The sequence below is a fragment of the Polaribacter sp. KT25b genome (genome assembly GCF_900105145.1).
Taxonomy (GTDB): Bacteria; Bacteroidota; Bacteroidia; order Flavobacteriales; family Flavobacteriaceae; genus Polaribacter.
Genome location: NZ_LT629752.1, coordinates 3,518,218 through 3,533,790, shown reverse-complemented (window position 1 = coordinate 3,533,790; position 15,573 = coordinate 3,518,218). Strand labels below are relative to the sequence as shown.

The window sequence follows — 15,573 nt, the reverse complement described above, 5'->3', positions numbered from 1 at the left end:
TTATGATAGAAGGTAAAAATATTATTTGCATTTCTCAAACCACATGGCATGGAGAATTCACCAAGTCTACAGTGCAATTATTATCGCTTTTAGCAGAAAAAAACACTGTTGTTTTTGTTGAATATCCTTTTACTTTAAAAGATGTTGTAATGTCTTTATTAGGAAAACAAAGAGCGCAAGTTTCTAGAATGCTCGGTTTTAAAAAAAGAATAGTAGACGAGAAAACAGATAACGATGCTATTGTTAAACATTTAGTAATGCCCCCTGTTTTACCCGTGGATTTTATTAGTAATGAATCTGTTTTTAAAAAAGTTTTTAGTATCAATGCTTTTATTTATAAAAATCAACTTCGAAAAACGATAAAAAAATTAAAATTAGATGATCCAATAATTATTACGGCATACAATCCCATGTACGGCTTGCCAATGATTGGGAAATTGAACGAATTTTTGAATGTTTATTACTGTTATGACGGTATGGATACACAAAGACATAAATCAAGAATTTATAATATTGAGCAACAATTTTGTAAAGAAGTTGATGGTATAATAACCACTTCGGATTATTTAAATTCTAAAAAAAAGAAATTAAACCCACAAAGCTATGTGGTTAAAAATGGCGTGGATTTTAAATTGTTTGTACCTCATGCAAAAAAAATAGTTTCAAGTCAATCAAGTATAAAAAAAGTAGGCTATATAGGTACTTTAGATTTTAGGTTTGATATAGATATTATGGAATATGCTATTAAGGAATTATCTCAGGTTCTTTTTGAATTTACAGGTTATTTGTTAAACCATAACATAAAAGAACGTTTATCAGTATATAAAAATGTTTCCTTTTTTAAATCGGTAAAGCCTCATGAAGTTCCTGAATTATTATCGAAATATGATTTAGGAATTATACCTTATAAGATGAATGAAGTCAATAAAAATATTTATCCATTAAAAATTAATGAATATTTAGCTGTTGGAGTTCCTGTGGTTATGACAGCCTTTGCTAATTTAACCGATTTTAAATCGATGGTGCAATCTGCAGAAAATAAAAACATGTTTAAATCCTATATTGAAAATGAATTAAAGAATGATAATAATTCATTAATTAAAAAAAGAATCGAGTTTGCTAAGCTTAACTCTTGGGAAGGTAGAGCTTTAGAATTTGAAAATGTACTTGGGAAATTTATTAAAGATAAATACTCATCTTAAATTAAAACTTATGATTGGATTAAAAATTATATTCTGGTTTCTATTATTTGTAATCGTCTACACATACGTTGGATACGGTGTTTTATTATATATAATTATCAAAATTAGACGCGCTTTTATCATTGGTAATAAAATAGAAATTGATTCATCTTATGAGCCAGAGGTAACACTGTTTATCGCTGCTTATAATGAAAAGGATTATGTAGAAGCAAAAATGGAAAATACATTAGCGCTCGATTATCCGAAGGAAAAATTAAAAATTATTTGGATTACAGATGGTTCGGATGATGGTACGCCAAATTTATTAAAAGGTTACCCAAATACAACTGTACATCATTTAGATGCAAGAAATGGTAAGATTGGTGCTATGAATAGAGGTATGGAGTTTGTGAAAACACCTATTGTAATTTTTAGTGATGCCAATACAAATCTTGGTAAAGAATCGATTAGACGTATTGTTAATTTATTTAGTATTCCTAAAGTAGGTTGTGTATCTGGAGAAAAACGAATTATAGATAAAGAAAGTGATGTGGCATCTGGTGCTGGAGAAGGTATATATTGGAAATATGAATCTACATTAAAAAAATGGGATGCCGAGTTGTATTCTGTTGTTGGTGCAGCTGGTGAATTGTTTGCTATTAGAACAGAATTATATCGTCATGTTGAAAAAGACACTTTATTGGATGATTTTATGATTTCATTACGAGTTGCTCAAGATGGATACACTATTCAATACGATCCTGAAGCCTACGCCATAGAATCTGCTTCAGCAAATGTTAAAGAAGAATTAAAGCGAAAAATAAGAATTTCTGCTGGAGGTATTCAATCTGTAGTACGACTACGTTCATTATTAAATATATTTAAGTATGGAACTCTTTCTTTTCAGTACATATCGCATCGTGTGTTGCGTTGGACTTTAACTCCGCTTAGTTTAGTGCTCTTAATTCCAATCTTATTTGTACTGGCTTTTAATGAAGGTCTTTTAGATTTTGGTATTTATTCTATATTGTTTTGGCTGCAAATGCTTTTTTATGCTGCAGCATTGTTAGGGTGGTTTTTAGAAAATAAATCAATAAAAATAAAATTATTGTTTGTCCCCTATTATTTTTTCATCATGAATTTATCTGTAGTACTAGGTTTTTTTAGGTATATGAAAAATTCTCAATCAGTAAATTGGGAACGCTCTAAACGCGCTAGTTAGTTAAGGGGAGATGTGAAAAAGTGTTTTCAAAAAAATAGCATATTAAACAGGGAGTAGTTTCCTAATAATTTAAATTTAATTACAGAATTAGTTATTGTTAAAATGACTACTAAAGAAACGCTATAATTAAAACAAACAAAAATCAAGAATTTCATGATTTATTTTTAAGGTATTTATGAAGCGTTTAAAATATATTTTAATATTATTTGTAGTACTTTGTTCAGTATTATTTTTATCAATTATAGTTGTTAGATTACCATCTTACTCTATACAAACAAGTGGTAAATTGTATATTGTAAGTAAAGTAAGTAGAGAGGTTCAGGTCTTTGATTTGTTTACAGGCAAGAATATAGCAGAAATTCCTATTGATATGTTTTCTCATGAAGCAATAACTACTTTAGATAAAAATAATGTTGTACTTACAAATTACGGGTCTACTAATGGAAATACTGTTAAAGTTGTAAATACAAAGACGAATATACTTGAAAAGACGATAGAATTAAAAGAAAATATAAGAGCAAATGGGATTGTTGCTTATCCAGAACCAAATAAAGTTGGTGTTATTGATTATGTTAGAAACACTTTTTTTGTGCTAAATGTTAAAACGGATAGTATTGAAAAACGAATACAAACTAAACAAGAAAAGAGCCACCTTGTAGTTATTCATCCTTATAAATTAATTGCTTATGTAACCAATATTAATTCAGGCTCAATAAGTGTTATTGATTTAAAGAACAATAGAGTAATAAAAATTATTTATTGCGGAGTGGGAAGAAAAGGAATTGATATTACACCTGATGGATCAGAAATATGGGTTACAAATACCAAAGAAAATTCAATGAAAATTATTAATACAAACACTTATGAAATTCTAGATACTTTTAGTACAGGAGATGAGCCTTTAAAACTTAAATTCTCTATTGATGGTAAGTTTTGTTTAGTTACAAATGCTCATGAAGGCTCTATCTATGTCTATGATCAGCAATCTAAAAAGAAAATAAAATCAATAATGCTTCATGGTAAAAACACACTATTAGAAAGAATATTGTATCATACGCCTAGACCAGTTAATATTTTAATGCATCCCAATGGATTGTATGCATTTGTGTCTAATTCTAATGCGAATAAAATAGAAGTTATAGACATGAAAACATTTAAAGTTGTTAGTACTATTGGTACAGAAAAGGTTCCAGATGCCTTGGTGTTTGTAGAATAGATAGTTATTTAATCTTTAGTTGAGTTCCATTAATCTATAGATAAAATGAAATCATCTAATTTTAGTCCGTTAAGTTTTAATGTCATCATATATTTGCATCAGAAATAATACATTAATTGTTTAAAATTGTAATTATAAGCTCAGTTTTTTAAAGCCAAACAATTAAATTAATTAAAAGTTTCTAATTAATTCTAATACCTCAAAACCATGAAAAGTACAATAAATAATTTTTTAAAAATCAGTTTTTCTATATTATTACTATATGGATGTAATAATTTCTCTGAACCAGAAGTAATTGTGGCTGTAGATGAAGATTCTAATGTTTTATCGATACCTGCAGGATTTGATTTTAGTACTTATCATGATGTAACGATTAGTATTACAGAAAATGATGAGTATGCTAAATATGATATTTATGCTTATTCTGATGAATTATACGATGCAGGAACAGAGACTTTTGAGAATGAATCAGGAGAAACAGTTACTGAAACCGTTTATAAATCTGATATGTTAGAGAATCTAATTTTTTCGGGTGTTGCAAAAAATGGAGGTTTAATACAAACAATTAACTTACCTAAATTCTATACTAAAGTATATATCCGTAGAAATGAACAATTAAGTTTTTCATCATCAATTAAAGATATTGTAGATCAAAAAGTAGCTTATAATTCTATTGAAGCTAAAAATAATTTACAATCTAAATCTACTAGCGATGTTACCGATTATTTATATTCTGTAAATGGATCTGGACAATTATTTCAAGTAGATCCTTTAACAGGTACACTTACAGATTTATCAACTATGCCTATAGGTAGTTGGACTTGTGCAATTGATCAAGAAAATAAAACATTATATTCAATTGGAAGAAGCAGTCCATTTCCTTTAATGAAATATTCTATTCTTAATGATACTTGGGAAACAGTTGCAAACCTTGGAATTGGAGGCCCTAGATTAGATTTTAATACTGCTGATGGTTTATTATATTTTTCTAATAGAGATAAGCTTTATACTTTTAATCCGTCTACTGGTGCTTTATTAAACACTTGGAAAATTAATGGTCTTCATGATGTAGGTGGAGGAGATTTAGCTTTTGCAGATGATGGAACATTATTTGTATGTACATTTTCGGGACTTTATAAATTAAATTTAGACACAAACAACGAGTATCAAAGTACTAGAATAAGTTCAGATAATTTACCCTTTAAACCAACTTCTATGACTTTTGATTCTAATCAAGAATTATGGTTGGCAGACAGTTCTAGTAGTGCAGATTTAATTATAATGGATACACAAACAGGTGGTTGGAAATACCAATATGGAGCAAGTGCTAATAATAATACAGATTTTGGAAGATCTATAAATGATTTAACAACTTTTAGAGTATATGCAGATGTAAAAGATGAAACTGATTCAGATGGAGATGGTATTTTTGATCAAGATGATGCGTTTCCAAATGATGCAGAGGCAGCTTTTGAATCTTTTACGCCAAGTAAATATGGTAAAGGAACTATTGCTTTCGAAGATCTATGGCCGTCTACAGGAGATTATGATTTTAATGATGCCGCTTTAAGTTACCAAGCAATTGCAGTTTTAAATTCAGATAATTTAGCTGTGAGATTAGATTTTATCTGTAACATAAAAGCAAATGGAGCTGGTTTTACAAACGGTATTGGTTTTGAAATTGAAGGGTTAGATCCTTCTAAAATAGAAAGTGTTACAGGAACTGTTTTTACTCAAAATTTTATAAGTTTAAATGCAAATGGTACAGAAGCAAATCAAGAGAATGCTGTTATTATTTTAACAGATGATGTTGATAATATTTTAAACGAAACCACTATTTCTATCAAGTTTGTAACTCCAATTAGTACAGCAGATTTAGGTGTTGCACCTTTTAATCCTTTTATAATTGCTAATAAAGTTAGATCAAAAGAAATTCATTTACCATATAGAAAAGTAACTAGTTTAGGAGTTAGCGGTATTGAAATAGATGGAGTAAATAAAGATGCTGATGGTAACTTTATTTCTGATAATGGTTTCCCTTGGGCAATAAGTATCATTCATGATTTTAAAGTTCCAAAAGAAAAAATAGATATTACAGATGCTTATAACTTTTTTAGTACATGGGCAGAATCAGGAGGAACAACAAATGTAGATTGGTATAAAGATAATCCAGGAAATAGAAACGAAGATCTAATTGATAACTAATTGTTTTAAGTTAGTTTATTAAATTTTTATTTAGTTAATTTTATAATAAATAGCCCCGAGGTTTAACCTCGGGGCTATTTATTATTAGCTAAAGCAAGAAACGTTAGGTTTTTACTTAGTTATTATAAATGAAAAATGTTTGTAGCAGAGATTTTTTATATTCTCTACAAAACCCATCCGCAATACAAAATATTTTAGTAATTTTAGAGTAGATAATCATAAGTGTATTTTGTATTAAAATCTATTTAAATAGAAATCGAACTCAAGTAAATACTTTAAAAATGAAGAAGATAAAAAATATAGTTTTCGACTTAGGAGGTGTAATTATGAATTTAGATGTTCCTAGAACGATTAAAGCTTTTAAAGAATTAGGTATTACTAATATTGTTAACAATACTGGTCATAATTACCAACATTCATTTTTCTACGAATTAGAAGTTGGTAAAATATCTGAAGACACTTTTCTAGAATCACTTCTTAAATTATCTAGTAAATCTCCAAGTTATCTAGAAATTAAAAAAGCTTGGAATCAAATGATATTAGATATGCCAAAAGATCGCGTTGATTTTTTACATGATATAAAAAAGACTTATAATATTTTTCTTTTAAGCAACACTAACGGTATACATCAAAAAAAATATTTAGATGATTTTAAAGATGATTATAAAACATCTTTTAATAAAATATTTAAAAAAGCATATTATTCTCATGAAATCGGAATAAGAAAACCAGATGTAGAGATATTTAATTACATTTTAAATGACAGTAATTTAAAAGCCGAAGAAACGTTGTTTATGGATGATTCCTTTAGCAATATTGAAGGAGCTCAAAAAGCAGGTATAAAAACTTTTCATGTGCAAAACTATAATACAATTGATGTTTTAAAACTCTTAAATGAATAATTTTTATTAAGAATTTTGATAAAAATGTGATGAGAATTTAAAACAAAAAAAACCGTTGAAAATCATAAGATTAACAACGGTTATTGTACTGAAGATGGGACTTGAACCCATACGGCCATTACTGACCACTGGATTTTAAGTCCAGCGTGTCTACCAATTCCACCACTTCAGCATTGGTATTTTGAATAGAGCGAAAGACGGGATTTGAACCCGCGACCCCCACCTTGGCAAGGTGATGCTCTACCCCTGAGCTACTTTCGCAGTCTTTATGTTAAAGAACTTAAGCTTGATAGCTTAATCTACTCTTTTTTCGGTTATTTAAAACCTTAAATAATTGAATATTAAAAATTCTAATTGAAAAGATAATATTGTTCTTATTAAGAGCGGTGCAAATATAACATGTTTTAGTGATCTGACAAACAAATTTTCATTTTTTTTATCATTTTTTCCGCCTTTTACATGTAAAATTTTAACTTAAAATAATATCTATTTGCAACTAGTTAATATTTAATAATTTAGATAATTATTCAAAAAAACTATTTTATTTTAATTCTCACTTGCAAACCATTCTGCAAAACTTGAATCTGTTTCTTGTAGCTTTACAGAATATAATTTGATGTTTTCTGGTAATCTGCTTTTAATTTTTTTAGCAAAATCAATCACCATCATTTCGCTTGTTGGTTGGTAGTCTACCAAAATAACATGATGGTCCCTTGCTATTAATTCTTTTGCTAACTCAATATGAGGTGTATTCTTATTAAACACAGTTGCATGATCAAAAACATCTACAACTTCTTCATTTACAATTTTCTTTAAATCTCCAAAGTCAATTACCATCCCAAATTTTACATTGGTATTGTCTTTTATTGGCTTTCCAGAAACCGTTACAGAAAGTTTATAAGAATGCCCGTGAACATTTTTACATTTACCATCATAACCATATAAAGCGTGTCCTGTTTCAAAATTAAACAGTTTTGTAATTCTAATTGTGCTCATTAACGTCTTCTTCTATATTTGTTGTAAAAATAAACAATAACTAAACCTAGTGCTAAAACTAGAAATAAATAATCTCCTCCCATTTTGTAATATTATGTTGTTAGTCTACTAAAAAATCTTTTAAAACATCTGCAATCTTTCTATTGTCTGATAATTGCGGAATCTTATTTTGTCCTCCAAATTTACCAATAGATTTCATATATTCATGAAAACCACCTTTTTTAACTTTTCTAATTATTAAAGGACGCAAAACTTTACCTGTAATTAAATCGAAATAATAAATGTTTTGTGCTTGCATAGAAGCATCAATTTTTGATGCAAATTCTTCTAAATTTTCTGGTTCATTTTCAAATTCTATAAACCACTCATGATAAGGTAAACCCTTTTTTGGTTCTACTTGTGGTGCAACTGTAAATTCGCTAATATTTATATTTGTACCTGAAATAGCATCGTTTAAAGCTTTCTCAACTTCTTTACCAATAACGTGTTCGCCAAAGGCGGATATAAAGTGTTTAATTCTACCAGTAACTTTAATTCTATAAGGTTTTGTTGATGTAAATTCTACAGTATCACCAATATTATAGCCCCATAGACCGGCAGTTGTATTTAAAATGATAGCGTAATTTACCCCCATTTTTACATCCTTTAAAGAAATTCTTGTAGGGTTTTCATCAAAAAATTCAGTTGCGGGAATAAATTCATAAAACATTCCTGAGTTTAATTGCAACAACATTCCTTTTTCTGTTTGACTATCTTGATATGCAATAAATCCTTCGGATGCAGGATATAATTCTATATAATCTATCTTTTTACCAATTAAGCTTTCAAACTTATTCTTATAAGGTTCAAAATTTACGCCTCCATAAATAAAGAAGTTAAAATTAGGAAACAATTCTGAAACCGATTTCCCTGTTTTTTCAATTAATTTTTCAAAATACATTTGTACCCAAGAAGGAATTCCGCTAATTACAGACATATCTTCGTTAATGGTTTCTTCTACAATTGCATTTACTTTAGTGTCCCAATCTTCAATACAATTAGTTTCCCAACTTGGTAATCTATTTTTTAATAAATATTTAGGTACATAATGAGCTACAATTCCGCTTAAACGTCCAAGTTTAACGCCATTTTTATTAGTTAAAACTGGGCTTCCTTGTAAAAAAATCATTTTACCATTTACAAAACTGGCATCTTTCTTTTCTGCTATATAAAATAACAAAGCATTTCTTGCAGCTTTAATATGCGTTGGCATCGATTCTTTTGTAATCGGTATATATTTTGCACCAGAAGTTGTGCCAGAAGTTTTGGCAAAATAGAGCGGTTTTCCTATCCAAAGAACATCAGATTCGCCAGCAACAACTCTGTCTACATAACTTCGTAAACCTTCGTAATCAGTAACTTTTACACGTTTTTTAAAGTCATCATAAGAAACAATATTTTTAAAATCATGATCTTTTCCAAAAGCGGTATTTTTTGCTTTTGAAATTAATTTTTGAAATACTTTTTCTTGAGTTTTATGCGGATTATTTGCCCACTTAAAAACTCTTTTTGTGGCAATTTTAGCAAACGGAATTGCAAATACAGACTTTATGCTCATAATTAAAAATCGATCAAGTTTGTAGGATTAATAGCATAACCACCGCTCCAGAGTTCAAAATGTAAATGTGGACCCGTAGAGAGTTCTCCTGTAGAACCAACGCTGGCAATTACTTCTCCAGATTTTACAAGATCTCCTTGTTGTTTTAGTAGGTTTCCATTGTGTTTATAAACAGAAATATAATCGTAAGCATGTTTTAAAATAATTACATAACCCGTTTCTGTTGTCCAGCCAGAAAAAATAACTGTTCCGTCTGCAATAGCTTTTACAGCTGTATTTTTTTTAGCAACAATATCTACCGCTAAATGATTTTTTTTAATATCAAAACCTTGAGAAATTGTACCTGTTAAAGGAGCAAAAAAGACAATTTTTACATTTGATAATGCGTTATTCTGAATAGGAAAACGATCTTCTATATCTATCTTCTCTCTAAAAATAGAATCTTCTTTAGAAGCATTTAATAAACTGTCTTGAACGTGAATTCTGTCTAATAATTGTAAAGAATCTAGTTGTTCTGCTTCAATTTCTCCAGTTAAAATAGGTTGTAAAGCTTTTGTAAAATCTTGTAAAATGGTTAACCTTCTTTTTAAAGAATCTGTTTGAATTGCTAATTTTGTAGCTTTTATTTTTAATTCTGTAGATGAGTAACCAGGAATATATTGTTTTATAGGCGTAAATGTGATGAAAAAAGTAGTGACTAAAATTAATAAAAAAGAAAGAACACCTCCAAAAACAAAAATATTTAACATAGATAATTTTAAAGAAAATCGTTCTTCGAAAGTGCCTTCATTTAAAACAACTAACCTGTATTTATTGGTAAGTCTTTGTTTTAATTTACCTTTTTTCTTTTTTTGTTTTCCCACAAAATGGTGTTTTTATTGATATGTCTAAATACAACGTAAAAGTAACGAAACTATTTTTTATAAAAATTCATTTCATCTATATATTTCCAAACTTCTTTAGTTAATAATGGTTTTACGTTCTTTTTATTTTTAATTCCGTTTCTAATCATTGTAGATGAAATTTGCACAATTGGCGCAGCAACTACATGAATTTTTGGATGATTTTTAAACTGATGCTCAACAATTCCTTCTGCAATTCTTGGGTACACATAAATGTGATGATGTTCTAAAATAGTTTCATAATTCTTCCATTTATGAAAACTTTTTAAATTGTCTTCGCCCATAATCAAGCAAAATTCTTTATCAGGATAATTTTCTGTAATATGTGCTAAAGTAAAAACGGTATAATTTGGTTGCGGTAACTTAAACTCAATGTCTGTTGGTTTAATTTTATCATAACCTTCTGTTGCTCTGTAAACTAATTCGAATCTATGATAATTTTCTAATAAAGAGCTTTTCTTTTTAAACGGATTATGAGGCGTTACAACCATCCAAATTTCATCTAAATCAGAATATTCAACCATGTGATTTGCAATGATTAAATGCCCAACATGAATTGGATTGAAAGTACCAAAATATAATCCTATTTTCATTTTTTAAATTAAATTGTTCTCGATATAAATTTTTTATTCTTCAAATTTCACTCGAACTGAGAATACGTTTTGTCACTTAGAGAGAAATTCTTTTTCAAGAATTTTGTATCAAAAAGTTTTTAAAAGTTTTATTACTGTTTCTTTAAAAAGTCACTTACCAAATCTTCTGCCTCTTTTAAAGCAACTTCTAGCTCGTAATTTTTAATAATTTTATCAAATTGCGGTGCAGTTGCTAATTCTACAGAAGCTTTTGCAATACGCATATTAATTTTTGCTTCACTTTCTGTTTTACGTTTTTTTAAACGTATTTTTAATTCGTCTACACTAGGTGGTTTTACAAAAACAGCTAATGTTTCTTCTGGATATTTCTTTTTAATTCGCAAACCTCCAACAACATCAATATCAAAAATAACGTGTTTTTTTAGTGCCCAAATTCTTTCAATTTCAGTTTTTAAAGTTCCGTAAAAATTATCTCTGTACACTTCTTCCCATTCTAAAAATTCATCATTTTTAATGTGGTTTTTAAACTCTTTTAACGAAATAAAATAATAATCAATTCCGTCTTTTTCCAAACCTCTTGCTTCTCTAGAAGTTGCTGATATAGAGAATTCTAGATTTAATTCTTCTTGTTTTAATAAATGGCGAACTATAGTTGTTTTACCAGATCCTGAAGGTGCGGAAAACACAATTAATTTTCCTTTAAAATCACTCATAATTTTTTTGGTTTTCATTCTAAAAATTCTATTGAATTTTCTATGTTGAACCAGAAATAAAATTAATTTATTTCTGTATTATTTTAAAGTACATTTAAAATTTGTTCTTTAATTTGCTCTAGTTCGTTTTTCATTTGAATTACCGCTTTTTGCATGGGTGCAAAATTAGCTTTAGAACCAGTTGTATTTATTTCTCGTCCCATTTCTTGAACAATAAAACCTAGTTTTTTTCCATTAGAATCTGGAGTTTCTAGAGTTTGCAAAAAGTATTCTAAATGATTTGCTAAACGTACTTTTTCTTCATTAATATCTAGTTTTTCTAGATAATAAATCAACTCTTGTTCAAAACGATTTTGATCTGTTTCTACTTTTAAATCGTCAATAGCTTTTTGCAAACGCGCTTTTACGTTTTCAATTCTATCGGCATCAAAAGAATATACTTCTTCTAAATATTTTTTGATGTTGGTAATTCTTTCTCTAAAATCTATTTCTAAAGAAGCAGCTTCATCAATTCTATATTGTACAATTTCTTTAATGGCTACATCTATATTTTGGTTGATGAGATTCCATTCGTTTTCATCTAATTCTTCACGTTCTGTACTTAAAGAATCTGGCATTGTAATTGCCATTTTTAGCAATTCAACATCATCAGAAGAACCAGTTTGAACAACGTTTCTTAATTGTTGCATGTATTGTTTTACAACTCCAGGATTTACTTTTGTAGAAGTTTCATCCGCAGTCATTTCAACATAAATAGAAAAATCTATTTTTCCTCTAACTAAAGCATTTGCTAGTTTTTTACGAACATTTAATTCTTTTTCTTTATAATAAGACGGAATTCGAACGTTTAAATCTAAATTTTTACTGTTTAAGGATTTTATTTCTATGGTTACTTTTTTTGTTGGCAGTTGCAACACAGATTTTCCATAACCTGTCATAGATTGAATCATACAATCGTAGTTTTAAATGAGGGGCAAATATAAGTTTTATTTTGTGGAATTTATAAGTGTAAAGAACTGTATGCTATTTTTAAGATGTAATTCTAATTTTCGCTTTTTTTGTAACTAAATATACTCCAAAAAAGATAACAATGGTTGCAGAAACTTTTACTAGATTTAAAGAATCACTACCAACAATTAATGCGTAAATAGTAGTTAAAACTGGTTGCAAATAAATAAAAATACTTACAGTTGTTGGTTTTAATTTTGATAAACCATAAAGGTTAAAAAGATAAGTTATACAGGATGTAAAGAGTACAACATAGCCAATATTCCAATACATTTTTATTGGTATTGTTTGCCATGAAACTTCTATTAATTCGTTATAAGAAAACGGAATAACGAAAATTAGCCCAAATAAATACAACCATTTTACGAACACAATTGGATGATATTTTACAATTAGATTTTTTGCCAAAACCAAGTATAATCCATAGGAGGCGGCATTAATAAAAACTAAAAAGTTACCTAAGTTACTATTTATGGCATTTCCTGTATTAGAATTACCATAAGTTATTAATAAAATTGCACCAATTAATCCGATAAGAATTCCTAAAACTTGTTGTCTTTCAATTGGTTTCTTAATTAATATACTCGAAAAAATAAGCACCATTATTGGTGAAGTTACCATAATTACAGATGCACTTATTGGCGTTGTTAGGCTTAATCCTTTAAAAAAAGTAAGCATATTTAAGGCTGTACCAAAAAAGGCTGCTAATAATATTTTCTTATAATCTTCTTTCTCTATTTTTTGTTGTTTTATAAATAAACCAATAGTCCAAAAAAAGATTGTTGCACCAGCAACTCTTAAAAAAATAAATGCAAAAGGTTTAATATGTAAAGGCATTACTTCTTTGGCAATTGTGTAATTAATTGCGTAAATTAAAGAAGCAATAAAAACGGCTATTAGCGCTACTATTCTTTTATTCATTTGGCAAATAAATTCTAAAATTAAAGTGCAAAGTTGCTAATAAATTTAAAATTAAAGCATAAAAAAGAGTTTCAATAATTTTGAAACTCTTTTACTTTGGTTATCTAACTTTTGGTTAGTCCACCAAAGGTGGAATTGTTATTTCTAATTTAGAACTTATAATATCTCTAGATTTACTAATAAATAAAAATTTTATTTATTAGTAGTAAGATTTTTTTCTTTTGCAATATACAAATTTTATAATACTATATTTGTTATTAGAAATTATTAGAATGGAAATACATTATATAGGAGAATCAAATTCAATCTTAAACACATTTATTTCGGAAATTAGAGATAAAGAGATTCAAAAAGATTCTTTACGTTTTAGAAGAAATATAGAAAGAATTGGTGAAATTTTAAGCTATGAATTAAGTAAAACACTTTCTTATTCAACTACTTCAATTAATACTCCTTTAGCTAAAAAGGAAGTGCGATTACCAAGTAACAATCTAGTTTTATGCTCTATATTAAGAGCTGGACTACCTTTACATCAAGGACTTTTAAATTATTTTGATAAAGCAGAAAATGCTTTTATTTCGGCATTTAGACATCACCCAAATAATGATGCTGAGTTTGAAATTGTAGTAGAATATTTTGCATCACCAGAAATAGAAAATAAAACCTTGTTATTGGCAGATCCAATGTTAGCTACAGGTCAATCTTTAGTTGCAGTTTATGAAGCAATAAAAAAATATGGTACTCCAAAAGAATTACATATTATAGTTGTTATTGCGTCAAAAGAAGGAGTTGAGCTTATTGAACAATATTTTCCAGAAAACACACATTTATGGATTGCTGCTCTTGATGATGAACTTAATAGCAAAGGATATATTGTTCCTGGTTTAGGTGATGCTGGAGATTTGGCTTTTGGAGAAAAATTATAGAAAGAAACAAAAGAAAATACTACCAATTAAAAAGCTATATAAAATTAAATTTTGTATAATTTTATTATTGATTAATTCTATTCCGTTTGCAATAATAACAGAAACAGGAAACAGTATAAATATAATTTCTGATCCGTTTTTTGCAGGTAAAAATGGTAAATAAAGAAAAACTATAAGAAAATTTATTATTAATAAAGTCCAACTTCGTCTAAAAGTATTACTTACACCTAACGTTTCTGCAGATTTAAAAATAATAGAAAGTAATGAGCATATAACTATGCAAACAAAAAACCAAATGAATTTTGTCTGTGTGTAAAAATGTACATCAAAATTAGTGTTAAAATTAAATAGTTTTGTAAATTCTTCAGTTTTATCAAACCAAAAAAAGTAGGTAAAATAAATGAATAATGGTGTTATAAAACCTATAATTGCTGTTAAAAGTGTGTGTAAAGTTATTTTTAAATTTAAAATAATTGCAGAAAAAACAAGTATAAAAAACAGCATAGAAATAGGTTCTAAAATAAACAGAATTCCTAGCCAAAAACCACTATCAAACAGTTTTTGAATTACTTTTTTAGACGAACGTAAACTGTATAATTTTCGTAAAAAAAAGAAGTAAATTGTATCTGAAATTAAAATTTTGTAAGTAGTTAATTCTGGTAAAATACAAATTATTAAAAGTGTAAACAGAAAATATGCATACGAGTTATCAAAGGTTAATCTGTTCTTATTAAGTATAAAATTATAGAAGAAAAAAACACTTAAAAAAAGTAGTAGTAAATTAAAATTTTGAAGTAGCTTGTTCGTAGAGAAACCATTGCTCAAAAAACTAGAGCTAACAGTTATAATAAAACAAATTATAAAGAAAACAAGTATTCCTATAAAATTAATAGGTTTAGATTTGTTTAAAAAATTGGCTAGCATTGTTTCTTTTGTTATTTTTGCAGCGTAAAGATAATTAAGTTATGATAGCAAGCAATATTTTTAAGTGGATAGGTAGTTTATTTACTGATTTTTTATTTGTTCCTTTTAAGTGGTTACGTTTAGATGTGGCCTTATCAGATTCAGGTTGGTGGACTTCAAATGCAATAAACTGGGGCTTTTTAGTAGTGCTTTTAGTTTTATTTGCATATTGGATGAAAGAATCTAAAAAGTTCTTAAATGAAGGAACAGAAGATAGAGCTTAAATTT

General features: G+C 27.9%; 15 protein-coding genes and 2 tRNA genes. 7 read left to right on the top strand and 10 right to left on the bottom strand.

From position 1 onward, the window contains the following. Positions 1–2 precede the first annotated feature (2 nt). From BLT70_RS15260 to BLT70_RS15240, 5 genes are all read left to right on the top strand, one after another. Entirely contained in the window at positions 3–1,202 is a 1,200-nt protein-coding gene (locus tag BLT70_RS15260; RefSeq protein ID WP_091896300.1) for a glycosyltransferase, read from the top strand. 10 nt (positions 1,203–1,212) lie between these two features. After that, complete coding sequence (locus BLT70_RS15255; RefSeq protein WP_091897753.1) at positions 1,213–2,403, top strand: glycosyltransferase family 2 protein; 1,191 nt, start codon at positions 1,213–1,215, stop codon at positions 2,401–2,403. A gap of 175 nt (positions 2,404–2,578) precedes the next feature. Then, positions 2,579–3,619: a YncE family protein gene (locus BLT70_RS15250; protein ID WP_091896297.1), complete on the top strand. Its 1,041-nt coding sequence runs from the start codon at positions 2,579–2,581 to the stop codon at positions 3,617–3,619. 207 nt (positions 3,620–3,826) lie between these two features. Continuing rightward, a complete protein-coding gene (locus BLT70_RS15245) occupies positions 3,827–5,824 on the top strand; it encodes an LruC domain-containing protein (protein WP_091896294.1) in 1,998 nt (665 codons plus the stop codon). 281 nt (positions 5,825–6,105) lie between these two features. Beyond that, positions 6,106–6,726 carry an HAD family phosphatase gene (locus BLT70_RS15240; RefSeq protein ID WP_091896292.1) on the top strand — a complete coding sequence of 207 codons (621 nt, stop codon included), beginning with the start codon at positions 6,106–6,108 and terminating at the stop codon, positions 6,724–6,726. A gap of 86 nt (positions 6,727–6,812) precedes the next feature. Here BLT70_RS15240 and BLT70_RS15235 read toward each other — a convergent pair. The 9 genes from BLT70_RS15235 to BLT70_RS15195 all read right to left on the bottom strand — a co-directional run bounded on the left by BLT70_RS15235 (position 6,813) and on the right by BLT70_RS15195 (position 13,456). Beyond that, positions 6,813–6,898: transfer RNA gene (locus BLT70_RS15235), tRNA-Leu, on the bottom strand. A gap of 17 nt (positions 6,899–6,915) precedes the next feature. Then, positions 6,916–6,987, bottom strand: a tRNA-Gly gene (locus tag BLT70_RS15230). A 285-nt stretch (positions 6,988–7,272) separates the two neighbouring features. Beyond that, positions 7,273–7,722 (bottom strand): 6-carboxytetrahydropterin synthase, encoded by a 450-nt coding sequence (locus BLT70_RS15225; protein WP_091896289.1) that lies wholly within the window; start codon positions 7,720–7,722, stop codon positions 7,273–7,275. A 100-nt stretch (positions 7,723–7,822) separates the two neighbouring features. Continuing rightward, positions 7,823–9,319: a GH3 auxin-responsive promoter family protein gene (locus BLT70_RS15220; RefSeq protein WP_091896286.1), complete on the bottom strand. Its 1,497-nt coding sequence runs from the start codon at positions 9,317–9,319 to the stop codon at positions 7,823–7,825. A gap of 2 nt (positions 9,320–9,321) precedes the next feature. Continuing rightward, the gene (locus tag BLT70_RS15215) at positions 9,322–10,182 is read right to left on the bottom strand and encodes a M23 family metallopeptidase (protein ID WP_091896283.1); all 861 of its coding nucleotides are present in this window, start codon (positions 10,180–10,182) and stop codon (positions 9,322–9,324) included. Between the two features lie 50 nt (positions 10,183–10,232). Next, positions 10,233–10,814, bottom strand: coding sequence for a nicotinate (nicotinamide) nucleotide adenylyltransferase (gene nadD, locus BLT70_RS15210; protein ID WP_091896280.1), 582 nt, complete (start codon positions 10,812–10,814; stop codon positions 10,233–10,235). Positions 10,815–10,945: 131 nt separating this feature from the next. After that, positions 10,946–11,545 (bottom strand): guanylate kinase, encoded by a 600-nt coding sequence (gene gmk / locus BLT70_RS15205; RefSeq protein ID WP_231962747.1) that lies wholly within the window; start codon positions 11,543–11,545, stop codon positions 10,946–10,948. Between the two features lie 65 nt (positions 11,546–11,610). Next, on the bottom strand, positions 11,611–12,477 hold the full coding sequence (locus BLT70_RS15200) for a YicC/YloC family endoribonuclease (protein ID WP_231962746.1): 867 nt from the start codon (positions 12,475–12,477) through the stop codon (positions 11,611–11,613). A 79-nt stretch (positions 12,478–12,556) separates the two neighbouring features. Beyond that, complete coding sequence (locus BLT70_RS15195) at positions 12,557–13,456, bottom strand: DMT family transporter (protein ID WP_091896278.1); 900 nt, start codon at positions 13,454–13,456, stop codon at positions 12,557–12,559. 272 nt (positions 13,457–13,728) lie between these two features. Here BLT70_RS15195 and upp point away from each other — a divergent pair, with 272 nt between their 5' ends. After that, the gene (upp, locus tag BLT70_RS15190; protein WP_091897744.1) at positions 13,729–14,382 is read left to right on the top strand and encodes a uracil phosphoribosyltransferase; all 654 of its coding nucleotides are present in this window, start codon (positions 13,729–13,731) and stop codon (positions 14,380–14,382) included. On the opposite strand, the gene BLT70_RS15185 is transcribed toward upp, so the two are convergent. Further along, a complete protein-coding gene (locus tag BLT70_RS15185) occupies positions 14,377–15,306 on the bottom strand; it encodes a DUF6427 family protein (protein ID WP_091896275.1) in 930 nt (309 codons plus the stop codon). The two genes, upp and BLT70_RS15185, sit on opposite strands and share 6 nt — an antisense overlap. A gap of 41 nt (positions 15,307–15,347) precedes the next feature. Between BLT70_RS15185 and BLT70_RS15180 the strand changes: the two genes are divergently transcribed. Continuing rightward, complete coding sequence (locus tag BLT70_RS15180; protein WP_091896273.1) at positions 15,348–15,569, top strand: hypothetical protein; 222 nt, start codon at positions 15,348–15,350, stop codon at positions 15,567–15,569. The last annotated feature ends 4 nt before the right edge of the window (positions 15,570–15,573 follow it).

Bases quoted from the DNA above. Each gene is read 5' to 3' on its own strand.
- BLT70_RS15260 (WP_091896300.1), top strand. From the start codon at position 3: ATGATAGAAGGTAAAAATATTATTTGCATTTCTCAAACCACATGGCAT.
- BLT70_RS15255 (WP_091897753.1), top strand. From the start codon at position 1,213: ATGATTGGATTAAAAATTATATTCTGGTTTCTATTATTTGTAATCGTC.
- BLT70_RS15250 (WP_091896297.1), top strand. From the start codon at position 2,579: ATGAAGCGTTTAAAATATATTTTAATATTATTTGTAGTACTTTGTTCA.
- BLT70_RS15245 (WP_091896294.1), top strand. From the start codon at position 3,827: ATGAAAAGTACAATAAATAATTTTTTAAAAATCAGTTTTTCTATATTA.
- BLT70_RS15240 (WP_091896292.1), top strand. From the start codon at position 6,106: ATGAAGAAGATAAAAAATATAGTTTTCGACTTAGGAGGTGTAATTATG.
- BLT70_RS15225 (WP_091896289.1), bottom strand. From the start codon at position 7,722: ATGAGCACAATTAGAATTACAAAACTGTTTAATTTTGAAACAGGACAC.
- BLT70_RS15220 (WP_091896286.1), bottom strand. From the start codon at position 9,319: ATGAGCATAAAGTCTGTATTTGCAATTCCGTTTGCTAAAATTGCCACA.
- nadD (WP_091896280.1), bottom strand. From the start codon at position 10,814: ATGAAAATAGGATTATATTTTGGTACTTTCAATCCAATTCATGTTGGG.
- gmk (WP_231962747.1), bottom strand. From the start codon at position 11,545: ATGAAAACCAAAAAAATTATGAGTGATTTTAAAGGAAAATTAATTGTG.
- BLT70_RS15200 (WP_231962746.1), bottom strand. From the start codon at position 12,477: ATGATTCAATCTATGACAGGTTATGGAAAATCTGTGTTGCAACTGCCA.
- BLT70_RS15195 (WP_091896278.1), bottom strand. From the start codon at position 13,456: ATGAATAAAAGAATAGTAGCGCTAATAGCCGTTTTTATTGCTTCTTTA.
- upp (WP_091897744.1), top strand. From the start codon at position 13,729: ATGGAAATACATTATATAGGAGAATCAAATTCAATCTTAAACACATTT.
- BLT70_RS15185 (WP_091896275.1), bottom strand. From the start codon at position 15,306: ATGCTAGCCAATTTTTTAAACAAATCTAAACCTATTAATTTTATAGGA.
- BLT70_RS15180 (WP_091896273.1), top strand. From the start codon at position 15,348: ATGATAGCAAGCAATATTTTTAAGTGGATAGGTAGTTTATTTACTGAT.